Raw genomic sequence first — 19,599 nt, forward strand, 5'->3', positions numbered from 1 at the left:
AGCATTGAGCAGGCGCCTTCGGCGCAAAAACCATTACGGGCCGGTCTGTCAGGTCGTGAATGGCCAAATATCGACGGGGATTCGGCTTTGCCAGTTGCGATCATTGAATGCATGACAGAAACGATGCGCACGGTCCGCCAGGACGTCCTGGGCGGCACCGAAGTACTGAACCTGACGGATTCCCCGCTCCCCATTCCCGGTCCCGCGGGAATTCTGGTAAAGACCCACGCCGCCGGCGTCAATCCCATCGACTGGAAGATCCGTGCATTCGGATTGTGGATGACCCCGCCGTTCGGCGTCGGCTGGGACGTCTCCGGCACCGTCGTGGCGGTCGCGGCGGGCGAGAACCGGTTCAAGGTCGGCGACGAGGTCTTCGGCCTCCCCTCCTTCCCCGACGAGGCCGCCGGGTACTCGGAGTACGTCGCCGCGCCCGCGCGCCACTTCGCGCGCAAGCCGGGCAGCCTCGACCACGTCTCCTCGGCCGCCCTGCCGCTCGCCGGCTCGACCGCCTGGCAGGCCCTGGTCGACGGCGCGGACCTGCAGGCGGGCCAGCGGGTGCTGATCCACGCGGCGGCCGGCGGCGTCGGCCACCTGGCCGTCCAGATCGCCAAGTCCCGCGGCGCGTACGTCATCGGCACGGCCAGCGCGGCCAAGCACGAGCTGCTGCGCGAGCTGGGTGCCGACGAGCTGATCGACTACACGGCGCAGGACTTCACCGAAGCCGTCCAGGACGTGGACGTCGTACTCGACCTGGTCGGCGGCGAGTACGAGGACCGCTCCCTGCGCACCCTGCGTCCCGGCGGGCTCTACATCGGCGTGACGAACCCCCTCGGGATCGAGGAGATCACCGCGAAGGCGACCGCGGCGGGCGTCCGCGCCATCACGGTCAACGTGGCCCCCGACCACATGGTCCTGCAGGAACTGGCCACCCTCGTCGACACGGGCCGGCTGCGCCCCCTGATCGCGGAGACCTTCCCCCTCCAGGACGTGCGCAAGGCCCACGAGCTCGGCGAGTCCCGCCACACCACGGGCAAGATCGTCCTCACGGTCTGACCCGGCCCGGACGGCGCCGCCGCTGCACCGGCCGCCCTCGCGGTCGGTGCGGCGCGCGGCGGCGGTGACGGCGACCAAAACAAACCGTCCGGCCACTTAAAGTGATCATGTGTTGTAACTGACGATGGTCGGCATGACGGGATCTCCCTCAGCGGACTCCGCCGGCGCGGACGACGACGCCAAGGCGCAACGGGCAGGTGTGCGGCAGGAGGCCACCGCGTCGGGCGACGCCCGGGTCTACCAGGCCGGCCGAGACCTGCGCATCCTCGACATCCGCGTCCCGCGCGGCATCCGGAACACGTTCCTCGTTCTCGTGGTCCTGGCACTGATCGGCGGCGGGGCCTGGGCGGTGGTGCGCTGGGTGCTGCCGGCCTACGCACCGACCTACAAGACGCAGTTCCTCATGGACGCGACCGCCGTCGCGGATTCCGGGGACGCGGACGCCGTCGCCGCCTCCCTCAGGACCGTGGTGGGCAACGCGGGCGACTCCGACGCCCTGGCCCTGCGCCGGTTCGGCGGCGAGTGCGGTACGGACGGCAACACCGCGCAGCTGGTGGACTTCGGCACCGACAACCGGCAGGACATCGTCCGGGCCGCCCAGCAGGCCACGGTGGGCGGCCGGGCCACCCTGCTGCGGGGCATCGTCCAGGCCGTCGACGACTTCTCCGGCACGTTCGCGTTCGGCGCGGATCAGCGCGCCAAGCAGGTGAGCCGCATCGTCGTCGTCACCCGGCACGGCAAGGACGCGTGCGACGACGACACCGACTTCGTACGGCGGGAGATCGCGGACCGGATCCGGGCGGCCGGCCTGAAGATCGAGTTCCGGCTGATCGGCTACCAGGTCCCCGAGAACCAGAGCGAGAGCCTGAAGTCGATCGCCACCGCCGGCTCCAACCCGGCCGAGCCGGTCTTCGCGAACACCCGGGCGGACCTCGACGCGGCCCTGGAATGGTCGACCAACACCGAACCGGTCCTGCGCAACGCCACGAAGATCGTGGACGTCCTCAACCCGGCCGTGACCCGTATCAACACCGCCGTACGGGAGATCGACGAAGGCCGCCTGGGGGAGGCCGGCCAGAACCTGGACCGAGCCCGGGAACCGCACGTCGCCGCCGAGTTCGAGGACCTCGACGGCCGGGCGAAGACCCCCGAAGGGCGCGACATCAACGACCGGGCCTCGCAGCTGCGCGAGCAGCAGAAGACCGTGCTCGACGCCGCCGACCGAATGCTGGAGGCGGCACGCGACAAGGCCCCGCTGAACGCCCGCCACGAGGCCTTCGAGAAGGCCGCCACCGACTACAACACCCAGGTGGACGCGATGAACAAGGCACTCGCCGCCCTGCGCGCCAAGGCCCCGGCGGCCCGATGACGACCCCCGTGGCGGCGCGGCCGCGCAGGCGCTGGTTACGGGTCGCCCTGGTGGTTCTCGTGGTCGCCGTGGTGGCCGTCGGGGCGACCGTCGTGTACGTCGTGCGGTCCACCCCGCAGTACCGCACCGCGTTCCTCGTCGACACCTCCGACCCCGGACCCGCGGGGGCACAGCGGGACTTCGGCGCGCTCGCCGATGCGGTCGGCGCCGCAGCCCGCAACAGCGGGGACCGCGATGCGCTGTCCCTGCGGCGGTTCGGCGGCGCCTGCGGCGAACCGGGCAACACCCGCGAACTGGTGGGCAGCGGGACCGGCAACGCGCAGCGGATCGGCGCTGCGGCGCACGAGCTGACCCCGGGCGGCCGGGCGACCCTGAACAGCGGGCTCCTGGCCGCGATCGACGACTTCTCGGGGCGCTTTCCGCTGCGCGGCAGCAAGCGCAACCGCATCGTCGTCGTCACCACGCAGGGCACCGACGGCTGCGGCGGCGACCCGGCCGCGATGAACAAAACGGTCCGCGACCGGATGGACGCCCTCGGCCTGCAACTGGAGTTCCGGTTCGTTGGCTACCGCGTGCCCGCGGCGGAGCAGGAGGTCCTGACCCGGCTCGCCTCGGCGGTCAAGGCCGCCGCACCGCAGTTCACGCAGGACGCCGCCGAGCTGAACGCCGTGCTCGAGAAGCTGGTGATCCCCACGCTGCCCGAGGCCAAGCCGGTCGAACTGCCCTCCCAGGAGGTCTCCGTCACCGCCTGCTCTCGGACCGGTACGCCCCTGGAAGGAACACCCGCGCCCCCGCCGCCTTCGGTCCGCCTGCCGAGCCGGCTCACCGTGCCGGCAGGCGCCCAGGTGTACGCGGCGGATCCGAAGACCTACCTGATGGCGCCGGCGGGCAAGACGTGCACTCTCGTCTCCTACGACTCCGCGGTGTACCGGCAGGTACACGTGGGTGACACCCCGCTCGACTTCGAGAGTTTCGGGGTGGGTCTGATGGAAGACGTGGTGACCGGGGTGGCCCTGGACTGCTCCGACTTCGGCAAGACCGCGCCCGAGTTGCTGAAGTACCTGGACGGGGACCCGGACGCCACGGAGAGCACGTGCAGGGCACAGGACACGGGAAAGACGGTGAACCTCCCCACCGGCGTCCCGGGTCTCTACGTCGGAACCATCCGAGAGTCCGTGGGGCCCGACGTCAAGGGCCACCTCCGCCTCCTGAACTTCCGTGGCGAACGCCCTGTCACGAGCCGTCTCATCTGCCTGCTCCCCAAGGAGCAGGCAGACATCTGCACGGCCTCCCTCGTCTACTACTTCCTCCAGCAGGCGGCCGGGACGAACATCTCCACCGCCGACCGCGACCGCGTCACCGCAGCCCTCGAGGCCTACGTCAAGAGCCTGCCGTGAGCCGGTCGAAGTCGTACGCGCCGTGCAGCCAGGCCACCTTGTCGTACATGTCGTCGTCCGACAGCGAGGCCAGCATCGCGTTGCGCTCGACCCGCGCCCCGCCCGCCGCGTGGTACAGCTGGCGCCCCATCTCCCGGGCCACCAGCTGCACCTGCGCCGTCCGCTCGCGCCGCGCCGCGTTGTACTTCTCCAGCCGCTGCTCGAAATCGGCCGGGCAGCCGTCCAGCAGCCCGCTCAGCAGCACCGCGTCCTCGATGGCCTGGCAGGCGCCCTGCGCGGCGTACTGGAGCATCGGGTGCGCGGCGTCGCCCAGCAGCGCCACCCGGCCCTCGGTCCAGCGGTCGACCGGATCGCGGTCGCACAGCACCCAGGACTTCCAGTCCCGGCCGAGCTCCAGCAACCGCCGTGCGGCACCGGACAGTTCGGGGAAGGAGTTCACCACGTGGCCGTGCTCCGCCGGCAGGCCCGCCACGGCCTCCGTGGCGCCGTCGTCCCGGGTCGCGGCCAGGTTGAAGTGCTCGCCGCCCGCGATCGGGTAGTGGACGAAGTGCCACTTGGGGCCGGCCCACAGGGTGACGGTGTTCCACCGCAGCTCCTCCGGCACCTCCTCCATCGGGATCACCGACCGGTAGATGGTGTGCCCGGAGACCCGCGGGGCCCCGTCGCCGATCATCTGCTGCCGGATCGCGGAGTGCAGTCCGTCCGCGCCGATCAGCGCGTCGCCGGTGAGGCGCCGGCCGTCGGCGAGGACGGCGGAGACCGCGCCCGCCTTCTGCTCGTAGGCCACGACGTGGTGGCGGCCCAGCAGCTCGATGCCGGGGTGGCGGCGGGCGGCCTCCAGCAGCGGCAGGTACAGGTCGACGCGGTGGACGACGGCGTACGGGTTGCCGAACCGGCCCCGGTACTTCTCCTTCACCGGCATCGCGGCGACCTTCTCGCCGGTCGTGCCGTCCATGAAGCGCAGCTCGTCGATGAAGACGGCGCGGTCGCGGACCTCCTGGCCCACGCCCAGCAGGTCGAGCGCGTGGAAGGCGTTCGGACCGAGCTGGATGCCTGCGCCGACCTCGGTGAAGACGTCCCTGCGCTCCAGGACGGTGACCTGGTGTCCACGCTTCGCGAGTCCGAGCGCCGCGGCGAGGCCACCGATGCCACCGCCGGCGATGAGTATGTCGGCCATGGGGGTTCTCACATCCCTTTCGTTGTCAGTGACTGTGGGTGCCCGAGCGGTGGGCCGGGAAGAGCCGTCCCAGTTCGGCGTGGAAGCCGGGGAAGGTCTTGCCGACACAGGACGGGTCGTCGAGCGTGATGCCGGGGACGCGCAGGCCCAGTACCGAGAACGCCATGGCGATCCGGTGGTCCCGGCGGCAGGCGATCCGGGCGGCCCTGGGGCGACCCGGATGGACGGTGAGCCGGTCCGGTCCTGACTCGGTGCGGATCCCGAGGGCCCGCAGGTTCTCCTCGACCGCGGCGATCCGGTCGGACTCCTTGAGCCGTGCGTGGCCGATGCCGTGGACGGTGATCGGCGCGTCGGCGAGCGGGGCCACCGCCGCCAGTGTCATGAAGGTGTCGGAGATGTCGCCCATGTCGACGGCGAAGCCGCCGCGCAGCGCCCCGGTGCCGGTGACGGTGGTCGCCCCGTCGCCGATCTCCACCCGGGCGCCCGCCCGGCGCAGCACCTCCACGAATCCGAGGTCGCCCTGGACGCTGCCCAGGCCGAGGCCGGGCACGGTGACGGCGGTGCCGGTGACGGCGGCCGCCGCGAAGAAGTAGGAGGCGGTGGAGGCGTCGGGTTCGACGTCGAGCTCGGCGGCCCGGTAGCCGCCGGGCAGCACCTGGATCGCGCCGCCCTCGAACTCGTCGACGTAAGCGCCGAAGTGCCGCATCAGCTCCTGGGTCATGGTGATGTACGGGCGGCTGACCAGCCCCTCGCCCCGTACGGTCAGCGGCTGGCGCATCAGCGGTCCCGCCATCAGCAGTCCGGTGAGGTACTGGCTGCTGAGCGAGGCGTCCACGGTCAGCTCGCCGCCGGTCAGGCCCCGGGCGGCGACGGTCAGCGGCAGCCCGCCGACGGGTTCGGTGACGCGGGCGTCCGCGCCGAGCCGGCCCAGCGCCTCGGCGAGGGGCCGCAGCGGCCGGGCGCGCAGCTGGTCGGTGCCGTCGAAGGCGAACGCGCCGGAGCCGGTCGCCGCGAACGGCGGCAGGAACCGGGCCGCGGTGCCCGCGTCCTCGCACCACACCGCTCCCCCGCCGGCCGGGGCGCGCCCGCTGCCGGTGACCTTCCAGCCGTCTTCGCCCTCCACGACGGGGACGCCGAGGCCGGCCAGGGCCTGCCGGAAGGCGACCGTGTCCGCGCTGACCAGCGGGGCCCGCAGCAGCGAGACCCCGTCGGCCGCGGCGGCCAGCAGCAGCGCCCGGTTGGTGATGCTCTTCGAGCCCGGGATCCGGGCGGTCAGTACGGCCGTGCTCACGCGCTCTCCCGGTGTTCTGCGCGGGCCAGCCCGGCCCGGGCGGTGGCGGCCACCCGGGCTGCGCTGAAGCCGTGCTGCCCGTGCAGCGCGGTGTACGGGCCGCGCTCGCCGCACTGGTCGAGCCGGACCGGGATGCCGGCCTCGCCGAGCAGTTCGTAGCAGCCGAGCGCGGAGCCGGCCGCCACGGACACCCGGGCCCTGGCGCCGGGCGGCGGCTGGGGGCAGGGCATCGGCACCACCCGGGCGGCGATGCCCTCGCGGTGCAGGATGGCGCGGGCGTCGAGGGCGATGCGCATCTCGCTGCCGGTGGCGATCAGCACCACGTCGGGCACGACGCCCTCGGCGTCGGCCTCGAGCTCGAGCCCGGTCCCGGCCTCGGCGAAGGCCTCGCCCTCGGCCTCGGCCTCGGCCACGACGCTGTCCCGCTTGGACCAGCCGGGCTCGCCCGGATCGCCGACGGCCCCGGCGGCCGGGGCACGTTCGGAGGGACGGGGGAATCTCTGCATGCGACGGGCCACCGCTCTACTCGCTGGTCTTGCGGTCGAGTACGAGGTCGTGCCCGACGATGTACGCGGCCGCGTCGGAGCAGAGCCAGACCACGGTGTCGGCGATCTCCTCGACGCTGGCTCCCCGGCCCAGCGGACAGGGGCTGATGGCGTTGATGCGGATCGACTGGGCGACGTACTCGCGGGCCGCGGTCCGGGTCAGGGCGCTGACGGCGGCCGTGGACGCGGCGTACGCGCCGAGGCCGGGGAGCATGCCCTGGGCGCCGATGTTGCTGGCGGTGTTGACGATGACCCCGCCTCCGGCGGTCTCCATGTGGGCGATCTCGTGCTTCATGGACAGCCAGACGCCGGTGAGGTTGGCCGTCAGGGTGTGGGCCCAGACCGTCTCGTCGATGTCCGCGACGGACTGGTGCGGGCCCAGTTCGGTGGTGTTGTTGAAGGCCACGTCCAGGGCGCCGTGCCGGCGCACCGTCTCGGCGACGACGTACGCGGCGCCGGCGTCCGCGCCGGCCGTCGTCTCCGACACGTCGGCGACCACGCTGTCGGCCTGCCCGCCCGCGTCGCGGATCAGCTTGACCGTTCCTTCGAGCGTCTCCGGGTGGCGGCCCGAGACCACCACCAGTGCGCCGAGCCGGGCGAAGGCAACCGCCGCTGCCCGGCCGATGCCTTCGCCTCCTCCGGTGACGAGGACGACCTGGCCGTCGAACCGTTCAGACATCAGCGTTCTCCTGATTCTCCGCTTCGGATTTAACGGGAAGGCGCTCCGCGGAACGCCACCGACCAACCGTCACCCTGCAAGAAACAACAGCCGTTGAGGCAGTGGCCTTTGCTCATTCCGTCAGGTTCCGGGGGCAGGTGACGCAATGCTCCGCCCGGCTTTGACACCGCTGTTCGCCCGACCGATGCTGCACGCCGGCTTAGCTGCGGAAAGGGGAGATCAATGCTGACGCTTTCGTGGACCCGTCCAGTCGTCGGCGCAGTTCAGGAGGGGTGTCCGGCTCCTACGCGGGAGAGCCTGTGGCAGGCTCTGCTGCACAAGGCGGAGTTCCCCACCGGCTATGTTCCGGCCATTACGGATTGCCGGATCAACGAACGGTACGCCGATGGATTTCTCCGGGAAATCCGGCGCGGTGACCTGACCTTCGTACAACGCGTCACCCCGCAGGAGAGCGCCGGACGCATTACCTACCGGCATCTGGACGACACCGACATCGCAGAGATACGCAATGAGATCGGAGAGGACGCGGACGGCCGGCTCACGCTCACGCTGAGCATCACCCTGACCGACCGCCCGGCGGCCGCGATCCTCGCGCAGAACACCTATCTGCGGGATCTGGACTGCGATTTCCACGGCACGCTGGACGCCATGACGGAGGTCCTGCGCCAGGTGATGACCACAGGGGCGGACCAGAGGGCGTGACACCCACGCGTACGGCCCCTCACGCCCCCGGGGGCCGTGAGGGGCCGTACGCGCTCTCGTGCCTCACACCTTCCCGGGCAGCGTGTGGACGCCCTCGACCGTCGCCTCCACGTCGAACACCGTGTACTGCACCGGCGCCCGCCCGATCAGCTCGGCCGCGCGCGGGGCCAGCGGCCGCGCCGCCGCCTCCGCGGACTCCCACAGCAGCACCGCGCCCCAGCGCTCCGTCGCCGGGTCCGCGATCCAGAACTTCAGCCGCAGCCCCTCGACCGCGGCGAACCGGTCGACCGCCTCATCGCGCAGGTACGCCCGCAGCGAGTCGATGCTGTGCCCCGAGTCCTTCAGGTCCCACCAGGCCACCGTCGCCTTCATGCTCATACGGACTGCTCCTGGAGCAGTCCGGACAGGGCTTCGCTGACGATGCGGATGCCGTCCTCCGTGAGCACCGACTCCGCGTGGAACTGCATCGAGCGGAAACCGGGCCCCCGCAGCGCGTGCACCTCCCTGGTCCCCGGCTCCCGGCACACCTCGACCGTGCCGATCCCGGGCACCTCGACGGTGTCCGAGGCGCTCTGCGCGGCGAAGGTGTTGTAGAAGCCGACCCGCTCGCGCCGCCCGAACAGCTCGATCTCCCGCTGCACGCCCTGGTTGGGCTGGTCCCGGCGCTTAAGCGCGAAGCCCAGCTTCGTGCTGAGCACCTGGTGGCTCAGACAGACCGCGAGGAACGGCCGCCCCTCACCGAGGAGGGTGTCCACCGCGGACCGCAGGTGCGCGATCTTCGGGTCGTCCACCTCCCGCGGGTCGCCCGGCCCCGGCCCCATCACGACCAGGTCGTACGGGGCGAAGCTGTACGGCTCGTCGAACCGGCGGACCGTGACGTCGGCCTCCATGGCCCGCAGCTGGTGCTCGATCATCGCGGTGAAGGTGTCCTCCGCGTCGACCACCAGCACCTTGCGGCCCATGAGCAGCGGGACCGGCCGGGCCCGGGAGGCGTCGTCGTCCAGCCAGAACCCGGCGATCGTCGCGTTGCGCCGGCTCAGGGCCGCCCGTACGTCCGGGTGGTCGCCGAAGCGGCGCGGCCCCGACGGCTCGAACATCGCGAGCAGGCCGGCCGCCTTCGCGCGGGTCTCGGCGACCTCGGACAGCGGATCCGAGTGGCGCACGAGGGTCGCGCCGACGCCGATGCGCATCCGGCCGGCGCCGTCGATGTCGGCGGTGCGGATCAGGATCGCCGAGTCCAGCGTCCGCTCGCTGTTCTCGTCCTGGCCCATCAGGGCCAGCACACCGCTGTAGTAGCCGCGGCCCTGGGGCTCGTACTTCTTGATGACCCGGCCCGCGCTCTCCAGCGGGGACCCGGTGACGGTCGGCGCGAACAGGGTCTCGTGCAGGATCTCGCGGGGATCGCGGGAGGTGCGGCCCTCGATGAAGTACTCGGTGTGGGCGAGACGGGCCATCTCCTTGAGGTACGGCCCGACGACCCGGCCGCCCGATGCGCAGATCCGGGCCATCATCTTGAGTTCCTCGTCGACGACCATGTACAGCTCGTCGGCCTCCTTGCGGTCGGCGAGGAAGTCCATGACGCCGGGCAGTTCGGGCCCCGACGCGGGGAACCGGTACGTGCCGCTGATCGGGTTCATCACGGCCCGGCCGCCGGAGAGGCTCACGTGCCGCTCGGGCGAGGCACCGATGAGGGTGCGCCCGCCCGTGTGCACGATGAAGGTCCAGTACGCGCCGGTCTCCCGCTCCAGCAGCCGGCGGAAGAAGCGCAGCGCCGCACCGACGGAGTACTCGCTGATGTCGGCCACGAAGGACCGCTTCATCACGAAGTTGGCGCCGGCGCCGGTGCCGATCTCGTCCGCGATGACGCGGCGAACCGTTTCGGCGTACGTGTCGTCGTCGATGTCGAAGTCGCCGCCTGTCGCGAGGTGGACGGGGGCGTCGGGGATCCCCGCCAGGACGGCGGCGAGCGGCACCTGCGCCTGTTCCTCGATCACCATGGCGAGCAGCGGGGTGCCGTCGTCGGGCGCCTCGAAACCGCGCTCGGCGAGCTGCCGGTACGGGACCAGGGTGAGCACGTCCTGGCGGGCGCCGGCCCCCGCCTCGACGTCCCGGAGCGGGATGTCGGCGAGCGTGGCCGCCTCGGCGAACTCGCCGAGGAAGAGGTCGAGGTGCCCGTTGACGGTGGTCTCCGGACGGTGGATCAGCGCGAAGGCCGGCGGTCGGCCGGTCAGGATCCGGCCCAGCAGGTCTCCGGTCATGCGGATTCCCCTCCCGCTCCCGCATAGGCGGCCACCCGGTCCGGGAGGGCCGTCAGGAGCTCTTTGGTGGTGGTCAGGCGGGCGCAGCGGCCGGCGGCGTACTCGAGCGCCATCCGGTGCTCCTCCCAGCTGAAGTCGGCGACGGCGTCGGCGACCAGGAAGGGCTGGATGTCGTTGGTGAAAGCGTCGACCGCGGTCACCAGGACGCCCACGTGCGCGTACACACCGCAGAGGATCAGCTGGTCGCGGCCCTGTGCGCGCATCCGCTCCAGCAGATCGGTCTTGAAGAAGGCGCTGTAGCGCCACTTGGTGAGCATCCAGTCGCCGGCGGCGGGCGCCACCGGGTCCACGACCTGGCGGTGTTCCGGGCTGGGCTGCATGCCCGGGCCCCAGAAGTCCCCGAGCAGTCCGCGCTCCTCGGGGGTCATACCGCCCGGCTGCGCGGTGTACGCGACCGGGATGCCGAGCTCGGCTGCGCGCACGCGCAGTGCGCCGGCGTTGCGGGACAGGTCCACGACGGGCTGCTCGCCCGCGGGGAAGGGGGCCAGGAAGTACTTCTGCAGATCGTGCACCAGCAGGACGGCGCGGTCCGGATCGATCTCCCAGTCGACGCCGGAGGCGGGCAGGTCGGCCGCCGACGGCATCGGATAGGGGTTGATCGCAGGTATGCCTGCCATGCGTTTCTCCCTCTCGTTCACGCTCTCGTTCACGGTTCGCTGACTGGTTGCACCGGTCTCAGGCACCGAGCGCCGCACCGCCGTCGACGGTGAGGTCGTGCATCGTGATGTGGGCGGCCTTGTCGGAGAGCAGGAAGACCACCGCCTCGGCGACGTCCTCGGGACGCGCCAGCTTGCCCAGCGGGATCCCGACGCGGTACGCGTCCGGGACCCCGTCGATGGAGGCCCGCGCACTGCTCTCGTCCTGCCACATGGAGTTGAGCATCGGGGTGTCCGTCGAGCCCGGCGCCACGAGGTTCGCGCGGATGCCGTACTTGGCGACCTCCAGCCCCAGGCACTTGGTGAACATCGTCGCTGCGGCCTTGGAGGCGGCGTACGCGGACATCTCGGTACGGGCGGTGCCCGCGGCGTTGGAGGCGATGGTGACGATCGCGCCCCTGCGGCGCGGCACCATGCGGTTGACGACGGCCCGGGAGACGAAGAAGACGCCCGTGGTGTTGACCGCGAACGTCGTGCTCCACTCCTGGTCGGTCAGGGTGCGTGCCTCGGCCAGCCGCAGCACGCCGGCGGCGTTGACGAGGAAGTCGAGCGGACCGACGAGCGCCTCGACGTCGTCGACCAGCGATTCGACGTCGGCGCTGGAGGTGACGTCTGCCGGGAACGGATCGACCCGGCCGCCCTCCTCCGCGACGGACTTGGCGACGTCGCGCAGGCGGTGGGCGTCCCGGTCGACCGCGGCCACCCGGACGCCCCGGGAGGCCAGGGCGCGGACAATCGCCTCGCCGATGCCGCCGGCCGCTCCGGTGACCAGAGCGATCTTTCCTTCCATGATGGAGAAACCCCCTCTTTTTCTTCGGCCTCAGCCGCGCCAGGCCGAGGCGACCTCGATGGCCTGGTCGACATTGAGGCGCGGGTCGCAGAACGAGGTGTACTTCTCGCCCAGTTCGTCGACGTGGTATTTGTCGGAAACGCATTCGTGGACCAGGTCCGGGGTCGTTTCCAGGTGGAGCCCGGCAGCCACTCCGCCGTTGTCGACGACGGCCTTCTGGAATTCCTCGACCTCGCGTACGACCGTTTCCACATAACGGGTCTTGACGCCACCGGGCAGGCTGACGGTATTCCCGTGCATCGGGTCGCACAGCCACAGCACCGGGTGCCCGGCGTCGTGCACGGCGCGGACCAGCTCCGGCAGCTTCTCGGCGGCCGTTCCCTGGCCCATCCGGGAGATCAGCGTGAGCCGGCCCGGCTCCCGCTCGGGATCGAGCCTCCCGCACAGCTCCACCAGCTCGGCCGGGGTCATCTTCGGACCGACCTTGGTGGCGACCGGGTTGGCGATGGTCGCGAAGAGCTCGATGTGGGCGCCGTCCAGCTCGCGGGTGCGCTCGCCGACCCACGGCCAGTGCGTCGAGGTCAACAGCACCGAGCCGTCCGGCTGGGTGCGCAGCATCGGGCCCTCGTAGTCCAGCAGCAGCGCCTCGTGGCTGGTCCACACCGGGGCCTCGGCCGCGGAGGGGCGCCCCTCGCCGTGCCAGCCGAGCCAGCCCATGGCCCCGGCGGCCGCCCGGTAGCCGGCGACCAGGCGCCGGGGGTCGGGACGGCGCAGCTCGGGGTCGGGCTCCGGGCTGTTGACCATGTGGCCGCGGTAGACGGGCAGCTCGATGCCGCCGACGGTCTCGGTCGGCTGGGAACGCGGCTTGCCGAACTGGCCGGCCAGCCGGCCCACCCGTATGACGGGCTTGAGCGAGCGCGTCTTCATGACACCGGCCAGCACGTCGAGGAGCGCCGCCTTGCGCGCCACATAGCCGGGAGTGCACTCCGCGGGGTCCTCCGCGCAGTCCCCGCCCTGGATGACCTGCACCTCGCCCCGCGCGGCCGCGGCGAGCAGGACGCGAAGGGCTTCGACGTCCTGCGGACGGACGAGGGCGGGTGCTTCGGCGAGTTCGGCCCTGGCATTCTCCAGGGCGTCTTCATCCGGCCAAACGGGCTGTTGGCCCGCGGGCAATGATTTCCAGCGTGCAACACCGTGCATGCGGCACCTCCCAGTGCTGAACCTGCCGTGACATCAGATGCAGCCAGAAGTCTGTGAAACAGGCATTCGGGGGAACCACAAGAGATTCGCCACTACGTCAGGTGGGGCCGCATTCGGTCAGGTTGAAAGCAAGGGCCCGAAATAAACCTGACGCAGTACCCGGGCGTTGGACCGGGGTCGGTGCCGAACCCTTTAAGGTCCGCACACGTGAGAGGACACGGGACCTAGCGGGTCCGGTACTTGACACACCATCAACGGTTCAGTTCATACAGATGTCATGACGTTCTAAGGTCGTGTTCGTGGTTAGTCAAGGAGCTGGAGCGCTGCTGAAGCAACTGGTGTCCGAGGGGGTTTCGCCGTGGCTGAGCACGCAGGACCCCGGGGACTTCGACGCCGGAGCCCGGTACCCGACCCTGGGCGCCCACTTCCACAATGCCCTCGCGCCCGCGGGCAGCAGTGTGGCCCAGCTCCGCCGCGCCTGCGATCTGCTGCTGCCCGTGTACGAGATCAGCAAGGGCACCGTGGGCCAGGTCTCCGTGCCCGTCCCCCCGCGCCGCGCCCATGACGTGAAGGCGATGGGCGCGGCGGCCCGCGCGGTGCACCGGGCGGTGGACCGCCCCAACGCGCTCGTCCGCATCCCCATGACCCCGGCGGGTCCCCGGGTGCTGTCCGACTGCCTCGCCGAGGGGATCGGGGTGCACGCCTCGATGGTCTTCTCGGACGAGCGGTACTCCGAGGTGCTCGACGGCTACCTCGACGGGCTGGAGCGCTCCCTCTCCTGCGGCCGGCCGCTGGGCGCCGCCCCGATGGTGGCCTCCTTTCCGGTGGGCCTGCTCGACGTGGCGGTCGACGCCCGGCTGGACGAGCTCCGCGTCGGCCCCCGGCACGAGGTGCGCGGCGCCGCGGGACTGGCCGTGGCCCGCACGATGTACCGGCTGCGCGAGGAACGGCTGTCCGGGGACTGGTGGCGGGTGCTCCGGGCCAACGGGGCCCCGCAGCCGCGGCTGCTGTGGGGTACCGGCGCCGACGGCGGCGTGGGCGCCCTGGTGGGCTGGAACACCGGGCTCGCCCTGTCCGTGGACACCCTGGAGGCCGCCGCCCGGAAGCCGGAGCTGACCGGTGACACCCTCCTCAACGCCGACGGGGAGGCGGCATGCGCCCTCCGGGCCCTGGAACGGGTCGGCGTGCCCGCCCGTCAGGTCGCCGCCGTGCTGGAGACGGAGGAGCTCACCCGCCTCCAGCACGGCTGGGGGGTCAGGACGGGATCCGGTCTCGCCGCCTCTCCGGGAACCGGGTATTCGTCAGCGCCAGCAGCGGAGCCGACTTGACGGCCGTCTCCTCGTACTCGGCAGCCGGATCGGACAGGGCCACCACGGCCCCGCCGACCCCGTACCGGACGCGGTCGGCGGTGACCGTGGCGGTACGGATCACGATGCTCAGGTCCGCGGCGCCCGAGAGCGAGAAGTAGCCGATGGCCCCCGAGTACACCCCGCGCGGACCCGCCTCCAGCCGGTCGATGATCTGCATCGTGCGGATCTTGGGGGCCCCGGTCATCGACCCGCCCGGGAAGGCGGCCCGTACGCAGTCCACGGCCGACAGCTCCGGCCGCAGGCGCGCCCGTACGGTGCTCACCAGCTGGTGGACGGTGGCGTACGTCTCGACCCGGAACAGCTCCTCGGCCTCGACCGAACCCGGTACGGCGCAGCGGCCGAGGTCGTTGCGGACCAGGTCGACGATCATGAGGTTCTCGGAGCGGTCCTTCTCGTCGGTCAGCAGGTCGGCGATCAGCTCCGCCTCCTCCTGCGGGGTGCTGCCGCGCGGCCGGGTGCCCTTGATGGGCGAGGACTCCACGAGCCCGTCGCGGGAGACCCGCAGGAACCGCTCGGGCGAGGTGCTGAGCACGGACAGCTCGCCGAACTGGAGCAGCGCGGCGAACGGCGCCGGGCTGGTGCGGCGAAGGGTGCGGTACGCGGCCCACGGGTCGAGGCGGGCTTCGGCCTCGGCCATGTTGGTGAGGCAGACCTCGTACGTCTCGCCGGCGGCGATCTCCTCCAGGCAGGAGTCGATGAGGTCCAGATAGGCCCCGCGGTCGTGCCGCAGCCGGATCTCCCCGCTCGGGGCGGTCGGCCGGGGGGCCGGCAGGCTCAGGCCCGCGAGCTGGGCCAGCCGTTCAGCCGTGCCGATCAGCCAGGCGTCGGCCGCGGCCGCGGACTCCTCGCCGGTTCCCTCCGCCAGCGCCAGCAGGTGGGTGGTGTTCGCGACGTGGTCGAAGACCAGGGCGCGGTCGGCGAAGACCATGGTGGCGTCGGCCACCGGCGAGCGGTGCACGAGATCGCCGCCGCATTCGGCCTTGAGCTCGTATCCGAGGTAGCCGACCCAGCCGAGCGCGAAGTCGAACGGGAGCTCGGGGAGTTCGGTGTGCAGGGAGCGCAGGTCGCGGTCGACCCACTCCAGGAACGGGGCGGCGACCAGCTCGCTCGCACCGCCCGCCGACTCGACGGTGACGCACCCGCTCCACACGTCGGCGGTGGCGACCCGGGCGAGCGGCCCGGTGGCGTCGCCCATGACCGAGAACCGGCCGCGGTCGCCGCCGGGCAGGCTGCTGTCCAGCCAGTAGGCGTGGTCGTTCCCGCGGAAGAGCTGGTCGTAGACGGTCTCGGGGGACCAGCGGGTGGGCAGCTCGCGCGTGACCAGCCGGAGCCGGCGGACCGGGACCTCGGCGGCGGGAGCGGGAGCGGTGCCGGTGGCGGGTGCGGCGACGGGTGCGGCGGCTGGGCGGCGGGCCCCCGTCGCGTGGCGCTCGTGGTGCTCGTGGTGCTCGTGGTTCGTGTGATGTGCCTGGTTCGCCTGGTGCGCGCGGGTCAGATCGGCGAAGTTTGCAAGCAGCTCGATCCCGTACTGACTGCAAATCGATTCGGGGTGGAACTGCACCCCCCACATCGGCCGCGTCCGGTGCCGCAGCCCCATCAGGATGCCGTCCGGCGTCCACGCGGTGGCCTCGAGCTCGGCCGGCAGATCCGTCACGGCGAGGGAGTGGTACCGGACCACCTCCATCGGGGAGGGCAGCCCGGCGAACAGGCCGGTGCCGTCGTGCACGACCGGCGAGGTGCGGCCGTGCCAGGGCTCCGGCGCACGGGCGACCGTGGCGCCGTGCACGTGCCCGATCCCCTGGTGGCCGAGGCAGACGCCCAGCAGCGGCAGCGGCGAGCGCTCGACGATCTCGGCGCAGATGCCGAAGTCGGCCGCCCTGCCCGGGGTGCCGGGGCCGGGCGAGACCACGACGTTGTCGAACGCGCCGAGTTCCGTGATCTTCCAGTGCGGGTCGTCATTTCGGACGACTTCCGGCTCCCGGCCATTGACCTCGGTCAGATAGTGGAAGAGGTTATGGGTAAACGAGTCGTAGTTGTCGACGAGCAACGTGCGCATGATGAAATATCCCCCCCGTCTGAATCACGCCGAGATTGGCTTGATTTCGAGCAGCATGTGCTCGACCATGTCCTCTCCGTACTCCCCCTCGCGGACCCGGTAGCTCGCCACGGTCGACAACTCGCGCCCGCTTCCGTCCGCCATCTCGTGCAGTGCCGCCAGGTCGCCGCGGTCGCTGAAGTGCAGCAGGACGCGGCCGCCCGGGGTGGTCCAGTGGACGGCCTGCTCCAGGTAACGGCGGTGAGCCTGGTACCCGGTGTCCACGTATGCCCGCTCGTGCACCGACTTGTACTCGTAACTCTCGGGCCCCATCACGTAGTTGGAGCTCCAGAAGACGACGTCGAACCGCTCGCTCTCGCGCAGCCCGGAGAACAGGTCGCTGTGCAGCGCCTGCAGACGGTCCGCCACCCCGTGCCGCTCCGCGTTGACGGAGGCGTTCTCGACGGCGGAGGGGCTGATGTCGGCCGCCACGACCCGGTCATATCCGGCCAGCGCGGCGGTCACGGCGATCACGCCGGTGCCGCACCCTATCTCCAGGAACGAACCGGAACGCGGGCTCGACGCAAGCTTGTTGAGGCCGAGCAGCTCGAGGGCCACACCCGTCGAAGGGGAGTAGACGGGGGCGAAGACCTCGTCGAACAGGTCCCACTCGCGGTCGCCGAGCGTGAACACCCGCGGCCGGTCCTGCCGGGTCAGCGACAGCCGGCTGCGGAGCAGCGACCGCTCGTAGCTCTGGAGCTGAGACAGCTGTGACACCTGAGACATGCGAACTCCCCCAAGGAAACATCAGGCCGTTGGTGGTGCCGATGGTGGTGCCGGCACCGGAACGCTCGGTGAGCAGCCTGCCCTTGAGTGAGCCTCGACCAGAAGGTGTTCACGTGACAGCATCACTCATGGACCGTGGTGATCCGATCACCCTCCGCGTCGCTGACCTGGATCGCTTCTCGAGTGTTTCTTGACCGGTTCTTGCCCCAAGAGATACTTTCAGGCAGGCCAGGGATTGCTTGCACTCGGTTGGTGCAATCGTGAACGGCTTTTATGGGGGTCGGGGGAGAAGTCGTGGTTGACCACGCTTACGAAATGCTGGAACTGCTGAACAGAGAGGCGCCTGCGGCTGCCTTCGATGACGTGGTCCGCAAAGCCCGTGAGTCCGGCCTGTCCGGGGACGCCCTCGCCCAGCTGACCAGGGCCAGGGACCAGAGTCTCGGCATCCGGGCGCTGTTCGTACGCCGCCAGCAGCGCGAGGCCGGCCTGGCCGCCCTCGTGGACACCGCGCGCGACCTGACCCTGCCGTACGACCTCGACGAGCTGCTGAAGGTGATCACCCGCCGGGCCCGGCTGCTGCTCGGGCTCGACATGGCCTGGGTCAGCTTCGACGACCTCGACGCGCAGTGCTCCAGGGTGCGTTCGGCCGACGGCCACGCCTCCGCGCTCACCATCGGGTTCGCCATCCCGCTGACCGGCGGGGGCGTCGGCAAGCGCGCGGCGGACGGATCGGCCCCGTTCTGGTCGGCCGACTACATGAGTGACAAAACCTTCCAGCACAGTCCCGTCATCGACGAGGTGGTGCAGGCCGAGGGGCTGCACGCCGTCATGGCCGTCCCGCTGCGGCACGCCGGCACCACCCTGGGCGCCCTGTACGTCGCGGACCGGCACATCCGGCACTTCACCCCGGACGAGGTGTCGCTGATGAGTTCGCTCGCCGACCTCGCCACCGTTGCGATCGAAAAGGCCCGGCTGCTGGAGCAGACCCGGTACGAGGTCGTGGAGCTGGAGCAGGACACCTCCCGCGCCATGGACTCCTCCACCACCGCCCGCCAGCTCCGCGAGACGCACGGCCGCCTGCTCGACCTGGTGCTCCAGGGCGGCGGCCTCGGCAACCTGGCCGCCGAGGCGGTCAAGGACTTAGAGGGCACGCTGCTCGTACGGGACGCGGCCGGCCGCAACCTGGCCTGCCCTGGCGGCGAGCCCCCCGAGCTGGACGAGGCCGAGATCCGCACCGTCCTGCTGGACGCGCACACCGACCGGCAGCCGCGCAGCACGGGCAACGGGGTGTGGGTCGCCTCGGTCGCCGCGGGCGACGAGATGCTGGGCACGCTCATCCTGGTCTGCGACGAGCCGGCCAGCGACCGCCAGATCCAGCTCCTCGCGCTCACCGCCCAGGTCACCGCCGTGGTGCTGCTGATGGAGCAGGGCATGGCCGCCGCCGAGGGCCACATGCGGGACGAGTTCTTCCACGACCTGCTGCGGGGCACCTCGCTGTCCCCGGTGCAGATCGCGGAGCAGAGCCGCCGCCTCGCGCTCGACCTCGACGAACCCCACGTCATCGTGATCGCCCGGCCCGAGGGCGGAGTCCAGGGCCGCGTGCTCGCCTGGGCCGCCTCGTACGCCAACCGCCACCACGGCCTCAAGAGCGTGGACGGCGACATCGTGGTGCTGCTGCTGCCCGGCACCCGGGCCGGGGCCATCGCCCGTACGGCCTCCAAGGAGCTCTCCGAGGTGCTCGGCAAGCCCGTCACGGCAGGCTCCGCCGGTCCCGTCGACGATCCGGGCGGGATCGTCCACATGTACCAGGAGGCCCGCCGGGTCCTGGACGCGGTCGCGGCGCTCACCGGCCCCGGCAGCACGGCGTCCCCCGAGGAGCTGGGCTTCCTCGGCGTCCTGCTCTCCGAGAAGCCGAACATCGCCGGATTCATCAACGACACCATCGGCCCCGTCCTCGACTACGACGACCAGCAGTACACCGAGCTGATCCGCACCATGGAGGCGTACTTCGCCTCGGCCAACAGCCCCTCCAGGGCGGCCGAGTCCCTGCACGTCCACCCGAACACGGTCTCGCGCAGGCTGGAGCGGATCACCGAGATCCTGGGCGAGGACTGGCAGAAGCCGACCCAGGCCCTCCAGGTGCAGCTGGCCCTCCAGCTCCAGCGGACCCGGCAGGCGCTGAACAAGGGCCCCCGCGGTGACCAGCCCCGGCAGACCATCGGCTGACGACC

General features: G+C 71.3%; 17 protein-coding genes. 6 read left to right on the forward strand and 11 right to left on the reverse strand.

The features are described from left to right. Positions 1-111 precede the first annotated feature (111 nt). From ACZ5WG_RS09540 to ACZ5WG_RS09550, 3 genes are all read left to right on the forward strand, one after another. Positions 112-1,053, forward strand: coding sequence for an NADP-dependent oxidoreductase (locus tag ACZ5WG_RS09540; RefSeq protein WP_468721892.1), 942 nt, complete (start codon positions 112-114; stop codon positions 1,051-1,053). Positions 1,054-1,186: 133 nt separating this feature from the next. Further along, on the forward strand, positions 1,187-2,422 hold the full coding sequence (locus tag ACZ5WG_RS09545; RefSeq protein WP_468721893.1) for a hypothetical protein: 1,236 nt from the start codon (positions 1,187-1,189) through the stop codon (positions 2,420-2,422). Then, entirely contained in the window at positions 2,419-3,819 is a 1,401-nt protein-coding gene (locus tag ACZ5WG_RS09550; RefSeq protein WP_468721894.1) for a hypothetical protein, read from the forward strand. Before ACZ5WG_RS09545 ends, ACZ5WG_RS09550 begins: the two co-directional genes overlap by 4 nt. Here the strand turns inward: ACZ5WG_RS09550 and ACZ5WG_RS09555 are convergent. From ACZ5WG_RS09555 to ACZ5WG_RS09570, 4 genes are read right to left on the reverse strand one after another with little or no spacing between them, the layout of a single operon-like run. After that, on the reverse strand, positions 3,803-4,996 hold the full coding sequence (locus ACZ5WG_RS09555) for a 3-hydroxybenzoate 6-monooxygenase (protein ID WP_468721896.1): 1,194 nt from the start codon (positions 4,994-4,996) through the stop codon (positions 3,803-3,805). The two genes, ACZ5WG_RS09550 and ACZ5WG_RS09555, sit on opposite strands and share 17 nt — an antisense overlap. A gap of 25 nt (positions 4,997-5,021) precedes the next feature. Continuing rightward, positions 5,022-6,287, reverse strand: a complete 1,266-nt coding sequence (gene aroA, locus ACZ5WG_RS09560; protein WP_468721898.1) for a 3-phosphoshikimate 1-carboxyvinyltransferase — start codon at positions 6,285-6,287, stop codon at positions 5,022-5,024. Continuing rightward, positions 6,284-6,793 carry a transketolase-like TK C-terminal-containing protein gene (locus ACZ5WG_RS09565; protein WP_468721900.1) on the reverse strand — a complete coding sequence of 170 codons (510 nt, stop codon included), beginning with the start codon at positions 6,791-6,793 and terminating at the stop codon, positions 6,284-6,286. Before ACZ5WG_RS09565 ends, aroA begins: the two co-directional genes overlap by 4 nt. Positions 6,794-6,809: 16 nt before the next feature. After that, positions 6,810-7,511, reverse strand: coding sequence for an SDR family oxidoreductase (locus tag ACZ5WG_RS09570; RefSeq protein ID WP_266665664.1), 702 nt, complete (start codon positions 7,509-7,511; stop codon positions 6,810-6,812). Between the two features lie 222 nt (positions 7,512-7,733). Here ACZ5WG_RS09570 and ACZ5WG_RS09575 point away from each other — a divergent pair, with 222 nt between their 5' ends. Continuing rightward, positions 7,734-8,213: an AtaL-like protein gene (locus ACZ5WG_RS09575; RefSeq protein WP_468721901.1), complete on the forward strand. Its 480-nt coding sequence runs from the start codon at positions 7,734-7,736 to the stop codon at positions 8,211-8,213. Between the two features lie 63 nt (positions 8,214-8,276). Here the strand turns inward: ACZ5WG_RS09575 and ACZ5WG_RS09580 are convergent, their stop codons facing one another. The 5 genes from ACZ5WG_RS09580 to ACZ5WG_RS09600 are packed head-to-tail and all read right to left on the reverse strand — an operon-like array spanning position 8,277 to position 13,177. Beyond that, the gene (locus ACZ5WG_RS09580) at positions 8,277-8,585 is read right to left on the reverse strand and encodes a hypothetical protein (RefSeq protein ID WP_468722277.1); all 309 of its coding nucleotides are present in this window, start codon (positions 8,583-8,585) and stop codon (positions 8,277-8,279) included. Between the two features lie 2 nt (positions 8,586-8,587). Beyond that, positions 8,588-10,471 carry an anthranilate synthase family protein gene (locus tag ACZ5WG_RS09585; protein ID WP_468721903.1) on the reverse strand — a complete coding sequence of 628 codons (1,884 nt, stop codon included), beginning with the start codon at positions 10,469-10,471 and terminating at the stop codon, positions 8,588-8,590. Beyond that, positions 10,468-11,148, reverse strand: coding sequence for an isochorismatase family protein (locus ACZ5WG_RS09590; protein WP_468721905.1), 681 nt, complete (start codon positions 11,146-11,148; stop codon positions 10,468-10,470). The genes ACZ5WG_RS09585 and ACZ5WG_RS09590 overlap by 4 nt, the downstream gene beginning before the upstream one ends. Before the next feature lie 58 nt (positions 11,149-11,206). Next, a complete protein-coding gene (locus tag ACZ5WG_RS09595) occupies positions 11,207-11,977 on the reverse strand; it encodes a 2,3-dihydro-2,3-dihydroxybenzoate dehydrogenase (protein WP_030302457.1) in 771 nt (256 codons plus the stop codon). Between the two features lie 30 nt (positions 11,978-12,007). Beyond that, a complete protein-coding gene (locus tag ACZ5WG_RS09600) occupies positions 12,008-13,177 on the reverse strand; it encodes a 3-deoxy-7-phosphoheptulonate synthase (protein ID WP_468721906.1) in 1,170 nt (389 codons plus the stop codon). A 338-nt stretch (positions 13,178-13,515) separates the two neighbouring features. Here ACZ5WG_RS09600 and ACZ5WG_RS09605 point away from each other — a divergent pair, with 338 nt between their 5' ends. After that, entirely contained in the window at positions 13,516-14,505 is a 990-nt protein-coding gene (locus ACZ5WG_RS09605; RefSeq protein ID WP_468721907.1) for a transaldolase family protein, read from the forward strand. Here the strand turns inward: ACZ5WG_RS09605 and pabB are convergent. Beyond that, positions 14,432-16,603 (reverse strand): aminodeoxychorismate synthase component I, encoded by a 2,172-nt coding sequence (gene pabB / locus ACZ5WG_RS09610; RefSeq protein ID WP_468721908.1) that lies wholly within the window; start codon positions 16,601-16,603, stop codon positions 14,432-14,434. The genes ACZ5WG_RS09605 and pabB overlap by 74 nt on opposite strands. A gap of 24 nt (positions 16,604-16,627) precedes the next feature. Then, positions 16,628-17,368: a 50S ribosomal protein L11 methyltransferase gene (locus ACZ5WG_RS09615; RefSeq protein ID WP_468721909.1), complete on the reverse strand. Its 741-nt coding sequence runs from the start codon at positions 17,366-17,368 to the stop codon at positions 16,628-16,630. Between the two features lie 294 nt (positions 17,369-17,662). Here ACZ5WG_RS09615 and ACZ5WG_RS09620 point away from each other — a divergent pair, with 294 nt between their 5' ends. Further along, positions 17,663-19,594: a helix-turn-helix domain-containing protein gene (locus ACZ5WG_RS09620; RefSeq protein ID WP_468721911.1), complete on the forward strand. Its 1,932-nt coding sequence runs from the start codon at positions 17,663-17,665 to the stop codon at positions 19,592-19,594. Positions 19,595-19,599: the final 5 nt, after the last annotated feature.

The sequence above is a fragment of the Streptomyces sp. NPDC032745 genome, from assembly GCF_055579465.1.